This window comes from Ruegeria sp. CDSA020 (assembly GCF_059612345.1).
The window spans coordinates 237,905-253,741 of the sequence record NZ_JBXWQK010000006.1; the positions used below are offsets into that span (position 1 = coordinate 237,905).

Consider the following 15,837-nt stretch of genomic DNA (forward strand, 5'->3'; position numbering starts at 1 on the left):
CAAGTTCTAGAGGAAAAGATTGTGTCTGGATCAGCCTTTACAAGACCGTCAGCGCAAAACCGGCGGGTTCGCGCCGGTGTTACAACGGCCAGATGATCGGAATAAGCAACGAAGCAAGCAGCCCTACCGTCAGGTTCAAGGGGATGCCAACCTTCATGAAATCGACAAACCGATATCCCCCCGGACCATAGACCATCATGTTGGTCTGATATCCGATTGGTGTCGCAAAGGATGCAGATGCCGCCAACATCACCGCAACTACCAGCGGCCTTGGGTCTACGCCGACGGCCTGCGCCAACCCGATTGCGATCGGCGTGACCACTACCGCAACGGCGTTGTTGGAGACGAGTTCGGTAAGCACCGAGGTCAAAACATAGATGGCCCAAACGATCAGGAACGGTGGCAGCGCACTAAGCCCAGGTGCGATTGCATCGACGATCAGGGAAACCGCCCCGGACTTATCAAGCGCGGCCCCGATGGCCAGCATCGAGAATATCAATGCCAGAAGTCGCCCTTCGATAAAGGAAAACGCCTCATCCGCGTCTATGCAGCGGGTGACCAGAACCAGAGCGACCGCAAGAATGGACAGCAGCAGAATTGGCGCCACACCTAAAGCAGCCAATACGACGATCCCGATAAGTGCGCCAATCGCCACCGGAGCGTGATTGCGGCGGAACGCCCGCGCCGAGGGCTGTGTCACGTCGACCATATCCATATCAGCGGCAAGCTTCTGGATATCGGCAGGTGATCCCTCCAACAGCAGAGTATCCCCGACTCGCACCACGAGGTCGTCTAGTTGACGACCGATATTCTGGTTCCGCCGATGTACCGCCAGAACGTAGACACCATAGCGGCGGCGCAGGCGCATCACGCCCAGCGTTCGCCCAACCATACGGCACCCCGGTGTGATCAGCACCTCGACCGTTTTGGTCTCGACCGCAGAAACCTGATCAACACGCTTTAACTCTTTGTTGCTTTGCAGGCTCAGCAACTCGGTCATCTCGGTCCGCAGGACCACGCGATCCCCAACCTCAAGCGTCACCCCTTTGAGGTTGCGCCGCAAAGACTCGTCCCCGCGGACCACGTCAATCAGGCGTACGCCGGGGCGTTTGAACAGTTGCACCCCTGTCACCTCGCGCCCGATCAGGTTGCTGTCGGGCGGAATGACGGCCTCGGTGAAGAACTTCATCTTAGAGCGATCACTGAGAAGCGAGGCCATGCTGTCGCGTTCCGGCAGCAGGCGCGGCGCAACAAAGCGCAGATAGATCATGCCGTAGATCACTACTGCGATGCCCAAGGGCGTGACTTCGAAAATCGTGAATGCAGCCAGACCCTGAGATCGCGCGACACCATCCACAAGCAGGTTGGTCGAGGTGCCGATCAGTGTCAGCGTCCCCCCCATGATGGCAGCGTAGCTGAGCGGGATCAGCAATTTCGAGGCCGGCACGTTCAACGTGCGGGCAATCTGTACAAAAACCGGGATCATCACGACGACCACGGGTGTGTTTGACACCACCGCCGAGGCCAGAACCACAAACCCCATCAGCATGGCAATCGCGATACGCGGGTTAACCTGTGCCTGTTTCTGCGCAGTTGCGGTAAAGGAATCCAATGCCCCGGTTCTGACCAGAGCCCCCATGACGATGAACATCGCCGCAATCGTCCATGGCGCAGGATTGGACAGAACTGCCAACGCGCTTTGATAGGGCAGGATACCGGTCACCAGCATCAGGGCAACGCCCGCGATGGCGACAACCTCGGTCGGGTAAGCCTCGCGCAGGAACATGACAAACATGCCTGCGACAACCAATAGCGCCACGATCGCGCTGCCCGTTTCTGTCAGTTGAAGAAATTGCATTCGTGGTATTCAGTCCGAACCCTGGCCCAGCTTGCGCGCCCGTCGGGCAGTTTCCCGTATTGCGGGCAGCAGGGCAAGCCCAACGTCGCGCTATTGCGGCCCGGCTTGTTGCAAGCGACCCCCAACGCGCACCATTTGCACGGATTTTGCCCGACCATTGCGATCATCGGTTTCCACGAACACACCGCTTAGCGTTGCTTCGCCATTTGCAGGCGTAAACCGCGCCTTGGGCATCCCGGTGATGAACCGACGCATCGGTTCTAGCTTTTCCATACCAATGACAGAATCGTAATCCCCGCACATCCCGGCATCGGTCAGATAGGCTGTTCCCCCCGGAAGTATCTGAGCATCCGCGGTCGGAACATGCGTATGGGTTCCAACCACGAGGCTGGCGCGCTTGTCGCAATAATGCCCCATCGCCATCTTTTCGGATGTGGCCTCGCAATGCATATCAACGATGATCGCCTGGGCCTGACCGCCGCGCGGGTGCGACTTCAGAATTGGCTCGATCGCCGAAAACGGATCATCGAAGGGCCGCTTCATAAAGACCTGCCCCAGCACCTGTACGACCAAAACCTTGCGCCCGCCCGGCGCGGTATACAGACGGTGCCCGCGTCCCGGAGCACCCTTGGCAAAGTTAACAGGGCGCACAATGCGCGGTTCGCTCTCGATGAATTGCAACATGTCCTTCTGGTCGAAAGCGTGGTCGCCCAGCGTCAGGCAATCCGCCCCTGCATCTAACAGCAGCTTGGCATGATCCCCGGTCAAACCCATTCCGTTCGAGGCGTTCTCACCATTGATCACCACGAAATCCAGCCGCCATTCGTCGCGCAGACGTGGCAGATGTTGCTGAACAGCCGCGCGTCCAGCGCGGCCCATAACGTCACCCAGAAAAAGTATCCTCATAGAAACCGTCTAAGTGTGGCAATTCGCAAGTACAAGCCGTTAAGCTGACCCAATGAACGGCAAAACTCTTTATTTAGGAGATTCTTTATGTTTCGGATCGGTCTGACCTTTGGTGTCTGTGCCACCCTTGCTGCCTGCTCGGAAGAGCAAGCGGTCAACTCAAACCCACAGCTGCCAAACCCCTCGGCCATCTATTGCATCGACAGCGGTGGGAGGTATGAAATTCGGGACGGAGAGAATGGCCAGACCGGCGTGTGCATATTGCCTGATGGGACCGAGAAAAACGCCTGGGAATACTTCCGCGCCAAAAACCAGGGCTGATAGGCTGGTTAAATGGTCAACACGCGGCTTTCGGTGACAACCATATCAAGCGGTTGATCCGTCGGTTCCAGCGGCAACCTGTCTGCTTCTTGCGCATCGAAGGCAAAACCGATGGCCAGAGTCGGGCGTTTCGCGCGCAGCCCTTCCAATGTCCGGTCATAGAACCCACCCCCATAACCCAGACGCCCTCCATTTGCATCGAATGCCACCAGCGGAACGATCAGAATTTCGGGATCGAAATAGTCATCGACCTCAGGCACCTTGGCGCCAAACGGGCCATCCTTCAGCCTGCCTTCGGGCGTCCAGCGAGAGAATTTCAGCGGCTGCCCGACCGCCTGAATAACCGGTACGCCAACCGGGCCATAAGCGGACGCCTCGGCCATGGCGGGCAGCGGGTCACTCTCGGTCCGGATGGGCATATAACCCGACAGGGGTACTCCGCGGTGCCCGGCCAGAATTTCAGATAGTCGCCCGGCGGCACCGGGCGGATTTGCATCAAACGCAGATTTGCGCCGGGCAAAGGCCGCTTTGCGCGCGGCAGCTTTGATTTCGGTCAGATCGGTCACAATAGCACCACGCTGGCAAGCCCAAGAAAGATAAAGAATCCCATGACATCCGTCGTTGTCGTCACAAAGGTCCCTGAAGCCAGCGCCGGGTCAATACCCATCCGGTCCAGCACGACCGGTACTACCGTACCTGCAAAGCCTGCGATCACCATGTTCACGACCAGAGCGGAGCCAATCACGACACCCAGCAACGGCGAGCCGAACCAATACATTCCCACCACGCCCAGAACGGTGGCAAAACACAGCCCGTTCAACATGCCCACCAGCAGTTCCCGTCGGATCACCCGCATCACGTTCGCACCTGTCAGGTCGCGCGTTGCCAGGGCTCGCACTGCGACGGTCAGCGATTGTGTCCCCGCATTGCCCCCCATCGAGGCCACAATCGGCATCAGAATGGCCAATGCCACCAACTGATCAATCGCCGCCTCGAATTGGGAAATCACCAGCGAGGCGCAGATCGAAGTACACAGGTTTACCGCCAACCACGGCAGGCGGCGCCTGCTTGTCGCGGCCACACTGTCGGACAGCGAGCTTTCGTTGCTGACGCCGGCAAGACGCAACATGTCCTCTTCGTATTCCTCATCCAGAACCACCATCGCGTCATCAATGGTGATCACCCCGACCAGCCGTCCGTCACCATCCACCACCGGGGCCGAGATCAGGTGATACTGATTGAACGCATAAGCCACATCTTCTTCGTCCTGATCGACCGGGATGGTGTAGAATTCTTCTTCGGCAATCTCATGCAGAGCCACCTCGCGCCGAGTGGCCATCAGCTTGCCCAGCGTGACCTGCGCGGTTGGCTTCAGACGCGGGTCAACCAGGACCACATGGTAAAATTGGTCCGGCAGCCCGTCATTGGCACGCATAAAGTCAATGGCCTGCCCAACCGTCCAATGCTCGGGCGCCATGACGACTTCGCGTTGCATAAGCCGACCGGCCGAGTTTTCCGGGTAGGATAACGCCTGTTCGGCCGCGATCCGTTCGGAATCCTCCAGCGCACCCAGGATGGCTTCTTGCTGGGGCTCTTCAAGGTCTTCCAGCAGATCGACGACATCGTCGCTTTCCATGTCGCGTACGGCATCCGCCAGAACATCGGGACGCAGGACTTCAATAACTTCTTCCCTGACACCTTCGTCCAGTTCAGACAGAATATCGCCGTCGAACTCTTTGTCATACAGACGGATCAACCGGGCGCGGTCATAGGGGTTGATCTGTTCCAGAAGGTCGGCGATGTCGGCAGCGTGCAGCGGGTCCATCAATTCGATCAGCTTTTCGCGGTCATCGACATCAACTGCATACAGAATGGATGCTACCGTTCGACGATCCAGCGCATAGGCGTCATCATCAGAAGTCGGTTCAGTTACGGGTTCGTTAATACCTGTTGTCATATCTGCCCCCGCTCTGTTCGCCCATTGGCCCCTAAATAGAAGAAGCAGCTACCGGAAAACAATGACAATGCGCCGATTTACCGACAACTTTCCTGCCCCTATGCTGTTTCGCAGTCCCAGACAGGCGGAGATGAATGAGTATGGCGCAAAAAACGCTGCTGAAAGGGCGTGTCCTGAGTTTCACTGGCACCCCGTTCGAGGGCGAACCGACCAAGGCTGTGAAAATCAGCGAAGCGGTTCTGATCGAAAACGGTCGGATTTCCAGCGTATCGGATGCCGACAGTCTGAACAATGCCCACCCCGAGGCAAAAGTCGTGGATCATGGTAAGCACGTGATCCTTGCAGGATTTGTTGATGCGCATGTGCATTATCCGCAGACCGCCATGATCGCCAGTTGGGGCAAACGCCTGATCGACTGGCTGAACACCTATACCTTCCCCGAAGAGATGAAATTCGGGGATGCAGCCTATGCCTCTGAGATTGCCAACCGGTATCTGGACCTGACAGCGGCACACGGCACCACCACGATGTGCAGCTATTGCACCATCCATCCCGAGAGTGTTGATGCCTTTTTCCTTGCGGCCAAACAACGCGGTCAACGTGTGGTTGCGGGCAAAACCTGCATGGATCGCAACGCACCCGATGGCCTGAGAGATACCGTGCAAACTGCCTATGACCAATCCCAGACTTTGCTTGAGAAATGGCACGGGATCGACCGCCTGTCCTATGCGATTACGCCGCGTTTCTCACCCACCTCCACACCCGAACAACTAGAGGCCATGGGCGCATTATGGGCAGAGCATCCCCATTGCCTGATGCAAACCCATCTCAGCGAACAGACTGATGAAATTGCCTGGGTACGCGAGCTGTTTCCCGACGCCCGCGATTATCTGGACACCTATGAAAAGTTCGGCCTGCTGGGCCCCAACGGCCTGTATGGCCACGTCATCCACCTTGAGGCACGTGAACGCGACCGACTGCGTGAGGTCGACGCTGCGTTGATCCATTGTCCGACCTCAAACACCTTTATCGGGTCAGGCCTGTTCGACATGGCAGGGTTGATGCGCGACGGACACCGGGTTGGTCTGGCAACGGATACTGGTGGCGGTTCAAGTTTCTCGATGCTGCGCACGATGGCATCGGCCTATGAGATCGGACAACTGCGCGGAACGCCGCTGCACGCCGCGCAACTGCTGTGGCTGGGCACCGTAGGGTCGGCCCGAACGCTGAGGCTGGATGACAGCATCGGCAATATCGCCCCGGGAATGGAGGCCGACCTGATCGTGCTCGATCTCGCCTCCACCCCGGCCATAGCTCAGCGCGAGGCCTGCGCCGATGACCTGTGGGAGGCCCTCTTTCCCACCATCATGATGGGCGATGACAGGGCGATTGCCGAGGTTTGGATCGCAGGTCAACCTGTCAGGACCTAGGATTGCAAGGCAAGGGCCAATCGGTTCTGCCGTTCAATCACCCGGGGCAGATCCAGCGTTGCGATCTGCCCGTCCCGCACGATCTGACGGCCTTCGACAAACAGGTGCTTTACCCTCGTCGGACCGGCAAGTAACAGGGCTGCCGGATCCCAACTGCCCGCGCTTTCGATGCCGCGCGTATTCCAAATGGCTATATCGGCACGCTTTCCGACAGCCAGACGGCCGCAATCAGGTCGGTTCAAGACATCCGCCCCACCCCGCGTGGCAATTTCAAGCGCCTCGCGAGAGGACATGGCATCGGCACCGCTGGCGACACGCTGCAACAACATGGCCTGCCGCGCCTCGAGGATCAGATTGCCACTGTCATTGCTGGCCGACCCATCGACGCCAAGACCCACAGGCACGCCACTATCTCGCATCGACCTTACCGGTGCTATCCCCGAGCCCAACCGGCAGTTCGAACAGGGACAGTGGGCCACGCCAGTCCGGGACCGGGCAAATAGATCAATCTCTGCCCCGTCCAGTTTCACGCAATGGGCGTGCCAAACGTCTGACCCGGTCCATCCCAAATCCTCGGCATATTGACCAGGACGGCACCCGAATTGTTCCTGAGAATAGGCGATATCCTCGTCATTTTCGGCCAGATGTGTGTGCAGCATTACGCCTTTGTCACGGGCCAGAATGGCCGTGTCACGCATCAAGTCACGACTGACAGAGAACGGCGAGCAAGGTGCCAACCCGACCCGGCACATTGCACCCTCTGACGGGTCGTGAAACGCGTCGACCACACGCATCATGTCGTCGAGAATATCTGCTTCGGCTTCGACCAGTGAATCCGGCGGCAAGCCACCATCACTTTCACCAATACTCATGGCGCCGCGTGTTGGGTGGAACCGCAGGCCAACCTCGGCAGCCGCAGCAATAGTGTCATCCAGACGCGCACCGTTCGGATATAAATATAAGTGGTCGGAACTGAGCGTGCATCCCGTCAACGCCAGCTCGGCTAAACCGATCTGGGCGGATACGAACATCTCTTCGGGGCCAAATCGCGACCAGATCGGATAGAGCGTTTTCAGCCATCCGAACAAAAGCGCATCCTGCCCGCCAGGAACGGCGCGGGTCAGGGTCTGGTACAGATGGTGGTGCGTGTTCACGAGGCCGGGCGTAACCACACATCCGCTTGCATCATGGATCTCAGCGCTCGCCTGCAACCCATGGCCGATCTGTTCAATCTGTCCATCTCGGATCAGAATATCCGCGCCAGAAAGCTCACGGCGCTGGTCATCCATGGTCAGGATCGTGTCTGCATTTTTGATGAGGATATCAGTCATCTTGCTCTCCTTGCATCGCCCGTTTCATGCATGGAGTGCAAAAGCTGGCGGAAAACGGGCACAAGAACCAGCCGGCTCAAGGCTAATCCGCTCGCCGGGTCGCCGCAACAGTTTTCAGAAGTTGCGCAGAATTTCCAGCGCAGCTGCGTGAATATCCGGGTTTGCCGCCGCCAGAGCCCGACCGCCATTATGGGCGGGGCCGCCTTGCCAGTCTGTAACGATACCGCCAGCCGCATGAATCACGGCGATTGGAGCCTGAATGTCATAGGCGTTCAGACCTGCTTCGATCACCAAATCCACCTGACCCGCTGCAAGCAGAGCATAAGCATAGCAATCCATCCCATAGCGGGTCAGGCGTACGTGCTGTGACACGGCCTCAAACCCGGCACGATCTTCCGACGCGCCGACCTCGGGGAAGGTCGTGAACAGAATCGCCTGGTCCAGAGAAGGTGTTGACCGGGTCTTCAGGGACATATCGCCCGTAGGACCATGGCTTCGCGCGATATCCGCTGAGCCGATGAAGCGTTCCCCGATATACGGCTGGTCGATGATCCCCATGATTGGCCCGTCCTGCGTGCTAAGCGCAATCAGAACGCCCCAAGTCGGTGTCCCGCTGATAAACCCTCGGGTGCCGTCGATCGGATCCAGAACCCAGGTTCGGCCACTTTGCCCCTCGTGCTGCCCATATTCCTCGCCAAAGATTCCATCTTGGGGCCGATGTCGGGCCAAAACCGCGCGCATAGCTTTTTCAGCTGCGCGGTCGGCGACAGTGACCGGATCAAATCCCTGATCCAGCTTATTCGAAGTCTCAAGATTAGACTGCCTGAAAAAAGGAAGAATGGCCGCACGCGCCGCGTCGGCCATTTCTTCAGCTACTTCAAGATCACTCAGCGACATCTTATCCATACGCTACCCGTGCGTTCCGTCAGGATCAGAGTCAACCCGCGAAATCAGGCAACATCACTCAGAACGCGCGCAAGCTCGAACAAGCGGCGACGCTGGTTTTCCGGTATGGCATAGTAAGAGCGGACGAGATCCAGGGCCTCTTTGTCGCCCATAAGGTCTGCAGGTACCGATTTCTTATCCGAGCTTCCTTTCTCGACCTCTTCCAGGCCTTCAAAGAAGAAACTGACGGGAACATCCAATGCCTCGGCAATGTCCCAAAGACGAGACGCGCTGATTCGATTGGCACCGGTTTCATATTTCTGGATTTGCTGAAACTTGATACCAACTTGCTGTGCCAACTGCTGTTGGGTCATGCCAATCAGCCAGCGGCGATGCCTGACGCGTTTGCCCACATGGACATCGACGTGATGGGTCATTGGTACTATCCTCCCTTACACACACAACTGAAACGGGTGCGCAACATGCTTTGTTACCGCAACATTAGCGAGCCCGACTTAACCACTCCCTAATTTGGAACATGCCCCCCAAATCAGCACCATAGCGCACTATTACGTTTTTTGGCGCTTTTTTCAAGAAGGTTGAATCTGTTTCCACAAACAATGGTTTATAGTTGTGTTGTGAATACCGCGCACACGTTGCTTCCAATCTAGAAACAATCACCCGATCAACACCGGATTAACGGGGTCTTCAGCAGGGTAACAGATTGACAAGACCACGACAGCACTGACCTATGCCCGAAAAGACGGAGCCAAATCATGCTGGCGTTTCATATCCAGACCAACGGGGCCAAGGCCCAGCTTTGCAATATTGACCCGCCAGAACCCGGCGACAGCCAGGTCTGCATTCAAATCAAAGCCTGCGGTTTGAATTTTGCGGATCTCCTTATGCAGAAGGAGACGTATCAGGACACCCCGGTGGCGCCCTTTTCCTTGGGCATGGAAGTCGCAGGGATTGTTCGAGAAATTGGAAACAATGTACGCCACCTGAACCCGGGTGACCGCGTCGCTGTCTATTCCGGCCAGGGCGGCCTTGCTGAATTCGGAGTGTTCGACGCCGATCGTGCAATCGCAATCCCTGACTCTATGAGCTTTGAAGACGCCGCCGCAATTCAGATCACATATGGCACCAGCCATATTGCTTTGGATCATCGTGCGCGGCTCAGGCCCGGCGAAACCCTGCTGGTGACCGGTGCGGCAGGTGGCGTCGGCCTGACGGCGGTAGAGATCGGCAAGCTTATGGGCGCCACGGTTATTGCGCAGGCGCGCGGCAGTGAGAAACTCAAGGTGGCACAGAGGGCCGGGGCCGATCATCTGATCGACGCATCCGAAGATCTCCGCGCCCGTGTCCAGGCATTAGGAGGCGCGGATGTCGTATATGACGCGATCGGCGGCGATGTGTTTAAAGCCGCCTTTCGCGCGACCAACCCCGAAGGTCGCATCTTGCCCATTGGCTTTGCGGGCGGTGAGGTGCCTCAAATTCCGGCCAACCACCTACTGGTCAAGAACCTGACAGTTATCGGGCTCTACATCGGAGGCTACTTGAAGTTTCGACCTCAGATTGTGACGGACAGCTTTGAAACGCTGTTTCGCTGGCATAGCGAGGGCCGCATCAAACCGCATATCAGCCATGTTCTGCCCCTGTCCGAAGCCGAACGCGGACTGGCCATGCTGCGCGACAGGACGGCCACCGGGAAAGTCGTCATAACCCCCTGAGGGATGATCAACCGACAACGGCTTTGAGCGGCACCCCCCCAAGCAAACGAAAGTTCTGGCGCACCAGCGTCGCCAACGCCTCAACCACGGCCCCGCGGCCAGTTTCGCCGCCATACAGATTTATCATATGCGCGGGAAGCTCTGGCAGGACGCCACCCGAATCGATCTGGGCAAGATGTGCGGCCTCTGTCCCTTCGAGCATGGCATGAACCGCCAAATCGGCGCTGACCGTTGCCTCGATAGTACGGTCATTTTCGGTTTCCACCGAAAGCTCCCAGGGAATTCCAGCCGCGTCCAGCGCAGCAATGACCTGCGGCCTGAACAGACACCGACGCCCAAGCGCTAGCGGAATGGGGCGTTTTCGCCAGGCAGACCCGCCCGGCGCACCAATCCAGCGCAAAGGAAGCTCGGCAATCGTCTCGGCCCCTTGCCCCACTGTCGCCTCGGTCGTTAGGATCAAATCGCAGTCTCCGCGCTTAAACATATCCTTCAGTTGCAGCGAATAGGAGGAGATAAGCTGCACACGGACGCGTGGGAAATCCGCGTTGAATCGCTGCAGCACCCGGGGGATCGCCGGATAGACGATATCATGCGGCACACCAAGAACGACCTCGCCCTCATAGGCCTGATCCGTCAGCTTGGACATCACCTCGTCATTCAACGAGATCATGCGTCTGGCATAGGCCAAAAGCTGTTCGCCCGACGCTGTCAGCGCGATGGTTCTGCCACTTCGGTCCAGCAGCTCCAGACCTAAAAGCTCCTCCAACCGCTTTAGCTGCATCGATACGGCAGATTGTGTCAGGTGCAGGAAACCGGCTGCCCGCGTCACGCCACCCTGATCGGCAACTGCCACAAAGGAGCGGAGAGTGGTGATGTCCAGATTTCGCATCTTCACGATTCCTTATGGATGTGTTCAATAATATTCATTTTCAAAATGTGTCACAGCCCTCCATATAAATCAAGGAAGTTGATGCAATAGGCACAACACATCAGCAAAACCGAAAGGACAAGGCTATGACGCAAATCACAGCTTCAACATATTGCAAGCCGCGGCAGCGCTTTAAGCTCACTTCTGTTCTGGATGCGCTATCGCTACGGCGCCAACGCTGTCAGCTCGCCAGATTGGACGACCGCGCCCTTCTCGATATCGGCATTACCCGTGAAGAGGCCGAAGCCGAAGCAAAACGCCGCATATGGGATGCTCCGGAATTCTGGCAAAAATGAACCTAATCCACTACTTTTACCACTGAATGGCGGCTGACACCTCGAAGCCGCCATTTTTGTTGCGTGTTTTAGCCTGTTTCCCACGTTAAACCCTTGAAACACAGCCCGCACTTGCCGATATTTGCGAGGAGCGCGGCCTGACATCGGGACGCAGAAAGAATATGTGGAGGGAGACCTTTTAATGGCACAATTTGACACGATCCGGACGGCGACCGGTACGCGCGCTGCCCAGATTGACGAGGGCCTGCGCGCCCATATGAACAAAGTCTACGGCACAATGTCCGTGGGCATGCTGATTACATTCATGGCGGCTTGGGCCGTTTCCGGGCTAGCTACCACAACCGACCCATCGGCGGCAGCCGGGCAAATAAACTCGGGCACCTATCTGACGTCGCTGGGTGCCGCGATCTATACATCGCCTCTGCGCTGGGTGATCATGTTTGCACCGCTGGCGTTCATCTTTGGCTTTAGCGCCGGTATTAACCGCTTGTCCGCCGCAGCTGCACAGCTGGTGTTCTATGCATTCGCAGCAGTGATGGGCCTGTCGATCAGTTGGATTTTCATTGCCTTTACCGGCATGTCGATCATTCAGGTGTTCCTGATCACGTCGATCGCTTTCGCAGGACTATCCTTGTACGGTTACGTCACCAAGAAAGACCTGTCCGGAATGGGTACATTCCTGATCATGGGTCTTATTGGCCTGATCGTGGCGATGGTTGTAAACATCTTCCTGCAGTCACCCGCGATGATGTACGCGATCTCGGTGATCGGCGTTCTGATCTTTGCTGGTCTGACCGCCTATGACACGCAAAAGATCAAAACCACCTACCTGCAGATGGCTCATTCGGGCGACCAGGAATGGTTGGGTAAAGCCGCAATCATGGGCGCGCTGAGCCTGTATCTGGACTTTATCAACATGTTCATGTTCCTGCTGCAGTTGTTTGGAAGCCGTGAATAGTCCGGACCACCAACCATTTTGAAAATGTCAAAGGCGGGCCGATTGGTCCGCCTTTGTTCTTTCTGGTTAGCGCACTGGCTTTAGGCTCGAATGCCGCAACAAAAAAGGCCTCTCATCCTGACGATGAGAGGCCCTTCAATTCCACAGCAATATGAATTTAGCTGCAGTTCAACTGAACAGCAAATCCGGAGCTGCGCTTTTCTGAACCTTTGCGATAAACGTCGCCGACAGGCAAGCAGCCAGTGAATTGTTCAGCGCCAGTACCAAAGTTTGCACCAATCGTATTCGGAACCCTGGTGCGGCTATTTTCGGTACGCACGACGCCGAAAAGCGTTCCGTTCACTTCAACAGTGCTCAGGAACAGGTTTGTATCTGAGCCGGAAACGACTACTGCGCTGGTATCGCTGCGCGCGCCATTTTCTATTGCAACACGTGCAATTTTACCCGGATCGGTCTCGTCCGTTGAAACTCTGACCGGGGGCAGCTCTGCCAACTCTGCGGGAACATTGGTGGACTCTGGAACAAACGCCGCCGCACCCGGCACTTCGCTGATGCTCCGCGGCTCACCATCAATGCCCGTAAAGCCAACACCCTCGCGGTTATAGGGGTCTTCACAGGCTGCGAGAGCCAGAATAGTTGCTGTGGATAACAAGATTTTTTTCATGACGGCCAACATTTTGGAACGGTTAGCTCAAGCGTAGTTGCAATACACTCCAAAAAGCAACCCAGCGGGCAAACGAATGCCTCGGCTGCTGATGCTTCGCTGCAACGGCCTCCAAGCGCGCTCCGGCTGCCTTGACCCGATAGATTCAGGTATGAAACATCGTCGCGCAAACGAAAAAGGCCCTGTCGAAACAGGACCCTTGTTATTCTGTCCAAGCTGGACGGCAGATTACTTGATCTTGCCTTCCTTGTACTCGACATGCTTCCGAACGACCGGATCGTATTTACGAACGGTCATTTTCTCGGTCATGGTGCGCGCGTTCTTTTTGGTCACATAGAAGTGGCCCGTGCCCGCGGTCGAGTTCAGACGGATCTTGATTGTCGTCGGCTTCGCCATGGTTATCTCCTGCGTCCGAAAAGGCAGGGGCCTTTCGGTTGAATTCCTATGAGCGTGCGCTTTTACCCGGTCATGCAGCCGAGTCAACCTGAATTCGGGTAGATCGGCGCAGATTTCATCAAAACACAAGATCGTCCCTGCACCCAGCTTATCGCAGACCTTAACGCGGCCATTTCGGCCACAAGGGATGCCAGCTCAGCAGCCACAGCAAGACCTTTATCAAAGGATGACTCCAGCCGTGACCCACCTGTGGAACAACGCGATTCGTCTTAGCAATATTAACGCGCGGAGGGCCTGTAAGCCGGATCTTGTTCCAGGGTTGCCCCCTTCGATGACCATTCCTCTAGGCCGTGCATTGCTGCACGGCTCAAGCTGCCAACCCGGTCCCTCTCGGCCAAGACGCACTTAGCGGCGGTATCGGCGGACGCCGACCTGCCCGCGTGGGGACCCTATTTGGCATTGCTCCCGGTGGGGCTTGCCGTGCCACCCCTGTTGCCAGGGGCGCGGTGGGCTCTTACCCCACCGTTTCACCCTTACCATGCACGCATGGCGGTCTGATTTCTGTGGCGCTTTCCGTCGGGTTGCCCCGCCCGGGCGTTACCCGGCACCGTTGTCTTGTGGAGTCCGGACTTTCCTCTCGGGCTTACGCCCCAGCAGCCATCCGGCCCTCCGCGCGGAGACGTGGGTATGCGCAGTGTCAGGCCGCGTCAAGGGCCGATAGGGCGTTAAGGGGCAGCCCCTTCTTGGCCTGCGGTCAATTCAGCCCCGAGATATTTTTGGTCAGATGAAAAGCCGATCAGGTCCAGAGCGCCGCATGGCCGAGCGGGGTGAAATCCGCAGGTTCCAACGGGCCTTTGGTCCAAGGGCGGTATCTGAGACGCACGGTGGCAAGCAGCGTGTCGTCGTCCGTTTCGGGCGAAAAGCCCATCTGTTGCGCCAACGCACGGAACAGCGGCATCGAGGCCTCTTGCGGGCCGTCATCCTGGCCACGTTGGCCAGCAAGATTGAGATGTTCGAGCCGTTGCCAGGGAAAGCGAGGGCCGGGGTCGACCTTGCGCCCCGGAGCCATGTCGGAATGGCCGATAACCCCGTCCGGTGCAATCGCCCATCGGGCCATGATACGGGCCAGAAGCCACTCAAGCGTGGTCATCTGAGGTTCGGGAAAAGGATGGGTGCCAAGATTGTCCAGTTCTATCCCAATCGAACGCGAATTGATATCGGTTCGCCCGCGCCACTCTCCTGCCCCGGCGTGCCAGGCCCGGTCCTCTTCGCGCACCATTTGCCAAAGCGTGCCATCGGAACCGATCAGGTAATGCGCAGAGACTTCGAAGGCCGGGTCACACAAGCGATCCAGCGCAGCCTGTGCACTGTCCATTGCGGTGTAGTGCAAAACGATCAATGACGGCGTCAGCCCATCCCGGCGATCTCCGAAATTGGGGGATGGGTGCCAGATGGGCTTTGGATCAGTTGTTGACGGCACTGCGGAACGGGCTGGGATCCCAGCCGCAAGCATATCCGTCGCCATCAGGGTCCAGCCCCTTGCGGTCCTTCTGGGGACCGCCATTTGACAGGAACTCGATCTGCGCCTGGTCCGCCGATGGGAATTTCGCGCAATTCCGCTGTGCCTTGGCCTGCAGGTTGAACCCCGCACGGCTGTAAAGCTGGGCACCGACCGGATTGGATGTGCTCAGCGCGTATTGGACGATGTTTGGCTGACCATCCGCTCCGCGTTGCGGAACCGCGGTTGGGGCGACAACCTCATAGGTTTGGCTGTTCTGTTCGATTCGAGCAGCATCGGTTTCGATACTGCGACGTTCAGAAACCGCAGCAAAATCCTGTTCGTCAGAGATGCCACTGTTGCTGGCAGTCGGCACCGATGCTGAAGTGGCGGTCGCCTGCGTCGAGGTGCTTGCAAGCGCTGCAGCAGTGGCCGTGGCCAGGTCAGCGCCATCCGCGCCCGATGTGGACGACCCCAGAGGTTGTTGCGAGACCTCATAGGGTTCCGGTAGAGGGCTTCCAGTGCCGCCCTGCCCTGCCAGCTCAGCTTCTCTTTGCGCCTGATAAGTCGGGGTGTTGAACCCTGTACCCTGAACCGGAGCCACCGTGTTACAGGCGGCCATCAGCCCGATTGCGGGGATCAGAATCGAAAAGCGCATCCAGCTGCTCCGTTCTAC

The 15,837-nt window shown here is 57.5% G+C and carries 17 protein-coding genes and 1 other RNA gene; 5 read left to right on the forward strand and 13 right to left on the reverse strand.

What is annotated here, in order from left to right:
• Positions 1-79 precede the first annotated feature (79 nt).
• Positions 80-1,858, reverse strand: a complete 1,779-nt coding sequence (locus AC2FJW_RS12725) for an SLC13 family permease (protein WP_496689672.1) — start codon at positions 1,856-1,858, stop codon at positions 80-82.
• A 90-nt stretch (positions 1,859-1,948) separates the two neighbouring features.
• Complete coding sequence (locus tag AC2FJW_RS12730; RefSeq protein ID WP_496750244.1) at positions 1,949-2,764, reverse strand: TIGR00282 family metallophosphoesterase; 816 nt, start codon at positions 2,762-2,764, stop codon at positions 1,949-1,951.
• Positions 2,765-2,851: 87 nt separating this feature from the next.
• Here AC2FJW_RS12730 and AC2FJW_RS12735 point away from each other — a divergent pair, with 87 nt between their 5' ends.
• Positions 2,852-3,085 (forward strand): putative hemolysin, encoded by a 234-nt coding sequence (locus AC2FJW_RS12735; RefSeq protein WP_142636759.1) that lies wholly within the window; start codon positions 2,852-2,854, stop codon positions 3,083-3,085.
• Between the two features lie 8 nt (positions 3,086-3,093).
• Here AC2FJW_RS12735 and AC2FJW_RS12740 read toward each other — a convergent pair whose 3' ends face one another.
• Both AC2FJW_RS12740 and mgtE read right to left on the reverse strand, forming a co-directional pair.
• A complete protein-coding gene (locus AC2FJW_RS12740; RefSeq protein ID WP_496750245.1) occupies positions 3,094-3,651 on the reverse strand; it encodes a 5-formyltetrahydrofolate cyclo-ligase in 558 nt (185 codons plus the stop codon).
• Positions 3,648-5,042 carry a magnesium transporter gene (gene mgtE / locus AC2FJW_RS12745; RefSeq protein ID WP_496750246.1) on the reverse strand — a complete coding sequence of 465 codons (1,395 nt, stop codon included), beginning with the start codon at positions 5,040-5,042 and terminating at the stop codon, positions 3,648-3,650. Before mgtE ends, AC2FJW_RS12740 begins: the two co-directional genes overlap by 4 nt.
• Before the next feature lie 140 nt (positions 5,043-5,182).
• On the opposite strand from mgtE, the gene guaD reads away from it, so the two are divergent.
• Positions 5,183-6,472 carry a guanine deaminase gene (gene guaD, locus AC2FJW_RS12750; protein WP_496750315.1) on the forward strand — a complete coding sequence of 430 codons (1,290 nt, stop codon included), beginning with the start codon at positions 5,183-5,185 and terminating at the stop codon, positions 6,470-6,472.
• On the opposite strand, the gene AC2FJW_RS12755 is transcribed toward guaD, so the two are convergent.
• From AC2FJW_RS12755 to AC2FJW_RS12765, 3 genes are all read right to left on the reverse strand, one after another.
• Positions 6,469-7,803, reverse strand: coding sequence for an 8-oxoguanine deaminase (locus tag AC2FJW_RS12755; protein WP_496694773.1), 1,335 nt, complete (start codon positions 7,801-7,803; stop codon positions 6,469-6,471). The genes guaD and AC2FJW_RS12755 overlap by 4 nt on opposite strands.
• 114 nt (positions 7,804-7,917) lie before the next feature.
• Positions 7,918-8,709: a histidinol-phosphatase gene (hisN, locus tag AC2FJW_RS12760; protein ID WP_496750247.1), complete on the reverse strand. Its 792-nt coding sequence runs from the start codon at positions 8,707-8,709 to the stop codon at positions 7,918-7,920.
• A gap of 44 nt (positions 8,710-8,753) precedes the next feature.
• On the reverse strand, positions 8,754-9,125 hold the full coding sequence (locus AC2FJW_RS12765) for a helix-turn-helix domain-containing protein (protein ID WP_142636749.1): 372 nt from the start codon (positions 9,123-9,125) through the stop codon (positions 8,754-8,756).
• A gap of 339 nt (positions 9,126-9,464) precedes the next feature.
• Between AC2FJW_RS12765 and AC2FJW_RS12770 the strand changes: the two genes are divergently transcribed.
• The gene (locus tag AC2FJW_RS12770) at positions 9,465-10,421 is read left to right on the forward strand and encodes an NADPH:quinone oxidoreductase family protein (protein ID WP_496750248.1); all 957 of its coding nucleotides are present in this window, start codon (positions 9,465-9,467) and stop codon (positions 10,419-10,421) included.
• A 7-nt stretch (positions 10,422-10,428) separates the two neighbouring features.
• On the opposite strand, the gene AC2FJW_RS12775 is transcribed toward AC2FJW_RS12770, so the two are convergent.
• Positions 10,429-11,310 carry a LysR family transcriptional regulator gene (locus tag AC2FJW_RS12775; protein ID WP_142636745.1) on the reverse strand — a complete coding sequence of 294 codons (882 nt, stop codon included), beginning with the start codon at positions 11,308-11,310 and terminating at the stop codon, positions 10,429-10,431.
• 125 nt (positions 11,311-11,435) lie between these two features.
• On the opposite strand from AC2FJW_RS12775, the gene AC2FJW_RS12780 reads away from it, so the two are divergent.
• The gene (locus tag AC2FJW_RS12780) at positions 11,436-11,645 is read left to right on the forward strand and encodes a DUF1127 domain-containing protein (RefSeq protein ID WP_142636743.1); all 210 of its coding nucleotides are present in this window, start codon (positions 11,436-11,438) and stop codon (positions 11,643-11,645) included.
• A 181-nt stretch (positions 11,646-11,826) separates the two neighbouring features.
• On the forward strand, positions 11,827-12,603 hold the full coding sequence (locus AC2FJW_RS12785; RefSeq protein ID WP_496694770.1) for a Bax inhibitor-1/YccA family protein: 777 nt from the start codon (positions 11,827-11,829) through the stop codon (positions 12,601-12,603).
• Between the two features lie 157 nt (positions 12,604-12,760).
• Here the strand turns inward: AC2FJW_RS12785 and AC2FJW_RS12790 are convergent, their stop codons facing one another.
• The 5 genes from AC2FJW_RS12790 to AC2FJW_RS12810 form a co-directional block, all read right to left on the reverse strand.
• Entirely contained in the window at positions 12,761-13,279 is a 519-nt protein-coding gene (locus AC2FJW_RS12790; protein ID WP_142636739.1) for a hypothetical protein, read from the reverse strand.
• Between the two features lie 216 nt (positions 13,280-13,495).
• Entirely contained in the window at positions 13,496-13,663 is a 168-nt protein-coding gene (rpmG, locus tag AC2FJW_RS12795) for a 50S ribosomal protein L33 (RefSeq protein WP_007799108.1), read from the reverse strand.
• A 281-nt stretch (positions 13,664-13,944) separates the two neighbouring features.
• An RNA gene (gene rnpB / locus AC2FJW_RS12800) (RNase P RNA component class A) lies at positions 13,945-14,336 on the reverse strand.
• Between the two features lie 123 nt (positions 14,337-14,459).
• Positions 14,460-15,176 (reverse strand): N-acetylmuramoyl-L-alanine amidase, encoded by a 717-nt coding sequence (locus tag AC2FJW_RS12805; protein WP_496750316.1) that lies wholly within the window; start codon positions 15,174-15,176, stop codon positions 14,460-14,462.
• Complete coding sequence (locus AC2FJW_RS12810; protein WP_496694768.1) at positions 15,127-15,819, reverse strand: hypothetical protein; 693 nt, start codon at positions 15,817-15,819, stop codon at positions 15,127-15,129. Before AC2FJW_RS12810 ends, AC2FJW_RS12805 begins: the two co-directional genes overlap by 50 nt.
• Positions 15,820-15,837 lie beyond the last annotated feature (18 nt).

Coding starts and splice junctions, on each gene's coding strand:
- AC2FJW_RS12785 (WP_496694770.1), top strand. CDS start 11,827: ATGGCACAATTTGACACGATCCGGACGGCGACCGGTACGCGCGCTGCC.
- mgtE (WP_496750246.1), bottom strand. CDS start 5,042: ATGACAACAGGTATTAACGAACCCGTAACTGAACCGACTTCTGATGAT.
- AC2FJW_RS12725 (WP_496689672.1), bottom strand. CDS start 1,858: ATGCAATTTCTTCAACTGACAGAAACGGGCAGCGCGATCGTGGCGCTA.
- rpmG (WP_007799108.1), bottom strand. CDS start 13,663: ATGGCGAAGCCGACGACAATCAAGATCCGTCTGAACTCGACCGCGGGC.
- AC2FJW_RS12730 (WP_496750244.1), bottom strand. CDS start 2,764: ATGAGGATACTTTTTCTGGGTGACGTTATGGGCCGCGCTGGACGCGCG.
- AC2FJW_RS12810 (WP_496694768.1), bottom strand. CDS start 15,819: ATGCGCTTTTCGATTCTGATCCCCGCAATCGGGCTGATGGCCGCCTGT.
- AC2FJW_RS12735 (WP_142636759.1), top strand. CDS start 2,852: ATGTTTCGGATCGGTCTGACCTTTGGTGTCTGTGCCACCCTTGCTGCC.
- AC2FJW_RS12775 (WP_142636745.1), bottom strand. CDS start 11,310: ATGCGAAATCTGGACATCACCACTCTCCGCTCCTTTGTGGCAGTTGCC.
- hisN (WP_496750247.1), bottom strand. CDS start 8,709: ATGGATAAGATGTCGCTGAGTGATCTTGAAGTAGCTGAAGAAATGGCC.
- AC2FJW_RS12765 (WP_142636749.1), bottom strand. CDS start 9,125: ATGACCCATCACGTCGATGTCCATGTGGGCAAACGCGTCAGGCATCGC.
- AC2FJW_RS12755 (WP_496694773.1), bottom strand. CDS start 7,803: ATGACTGATATCCTCATCAAAAATGCAGACACGATCCTGACCATGGAT.
- AC2FJW_RS12805 (WP_496750316.1), bottom strand. CDS start 15,176: ATGCTTGCGGCTGGGATCCCAGCCCGTTCCGCAGTGCCGTCAACAACT.
- AC2FJW_RS12790 (WP_142636739.1), bottom strand. CDS start 13,279: ATGTTGGCCGTCATGAAAAAAATCTTGTTATCCACAGCAACTATTCTG.
- AC2FJW_RS12780 (WP_142636743.1), top strand. CDS start 11,436: ATGACGCAAATCACAGCTTCAACATATTGCAAGCCGCGGCAGCGCTTT.
- guaD (WP_496750315.1), top strand. CDS start 5,183: ATGGCGCAAAAAACGCTGCTGAAAGGGCGTGTCCTGAGTTTCACTGGC.
- AC2FJW_RS12770 (WP_496750248.1), top strand. CDS start 9,465: ATGCTGGCGTTTCATATCCAGACCAACGGGGCCAAGGCCCAGCTTTGC.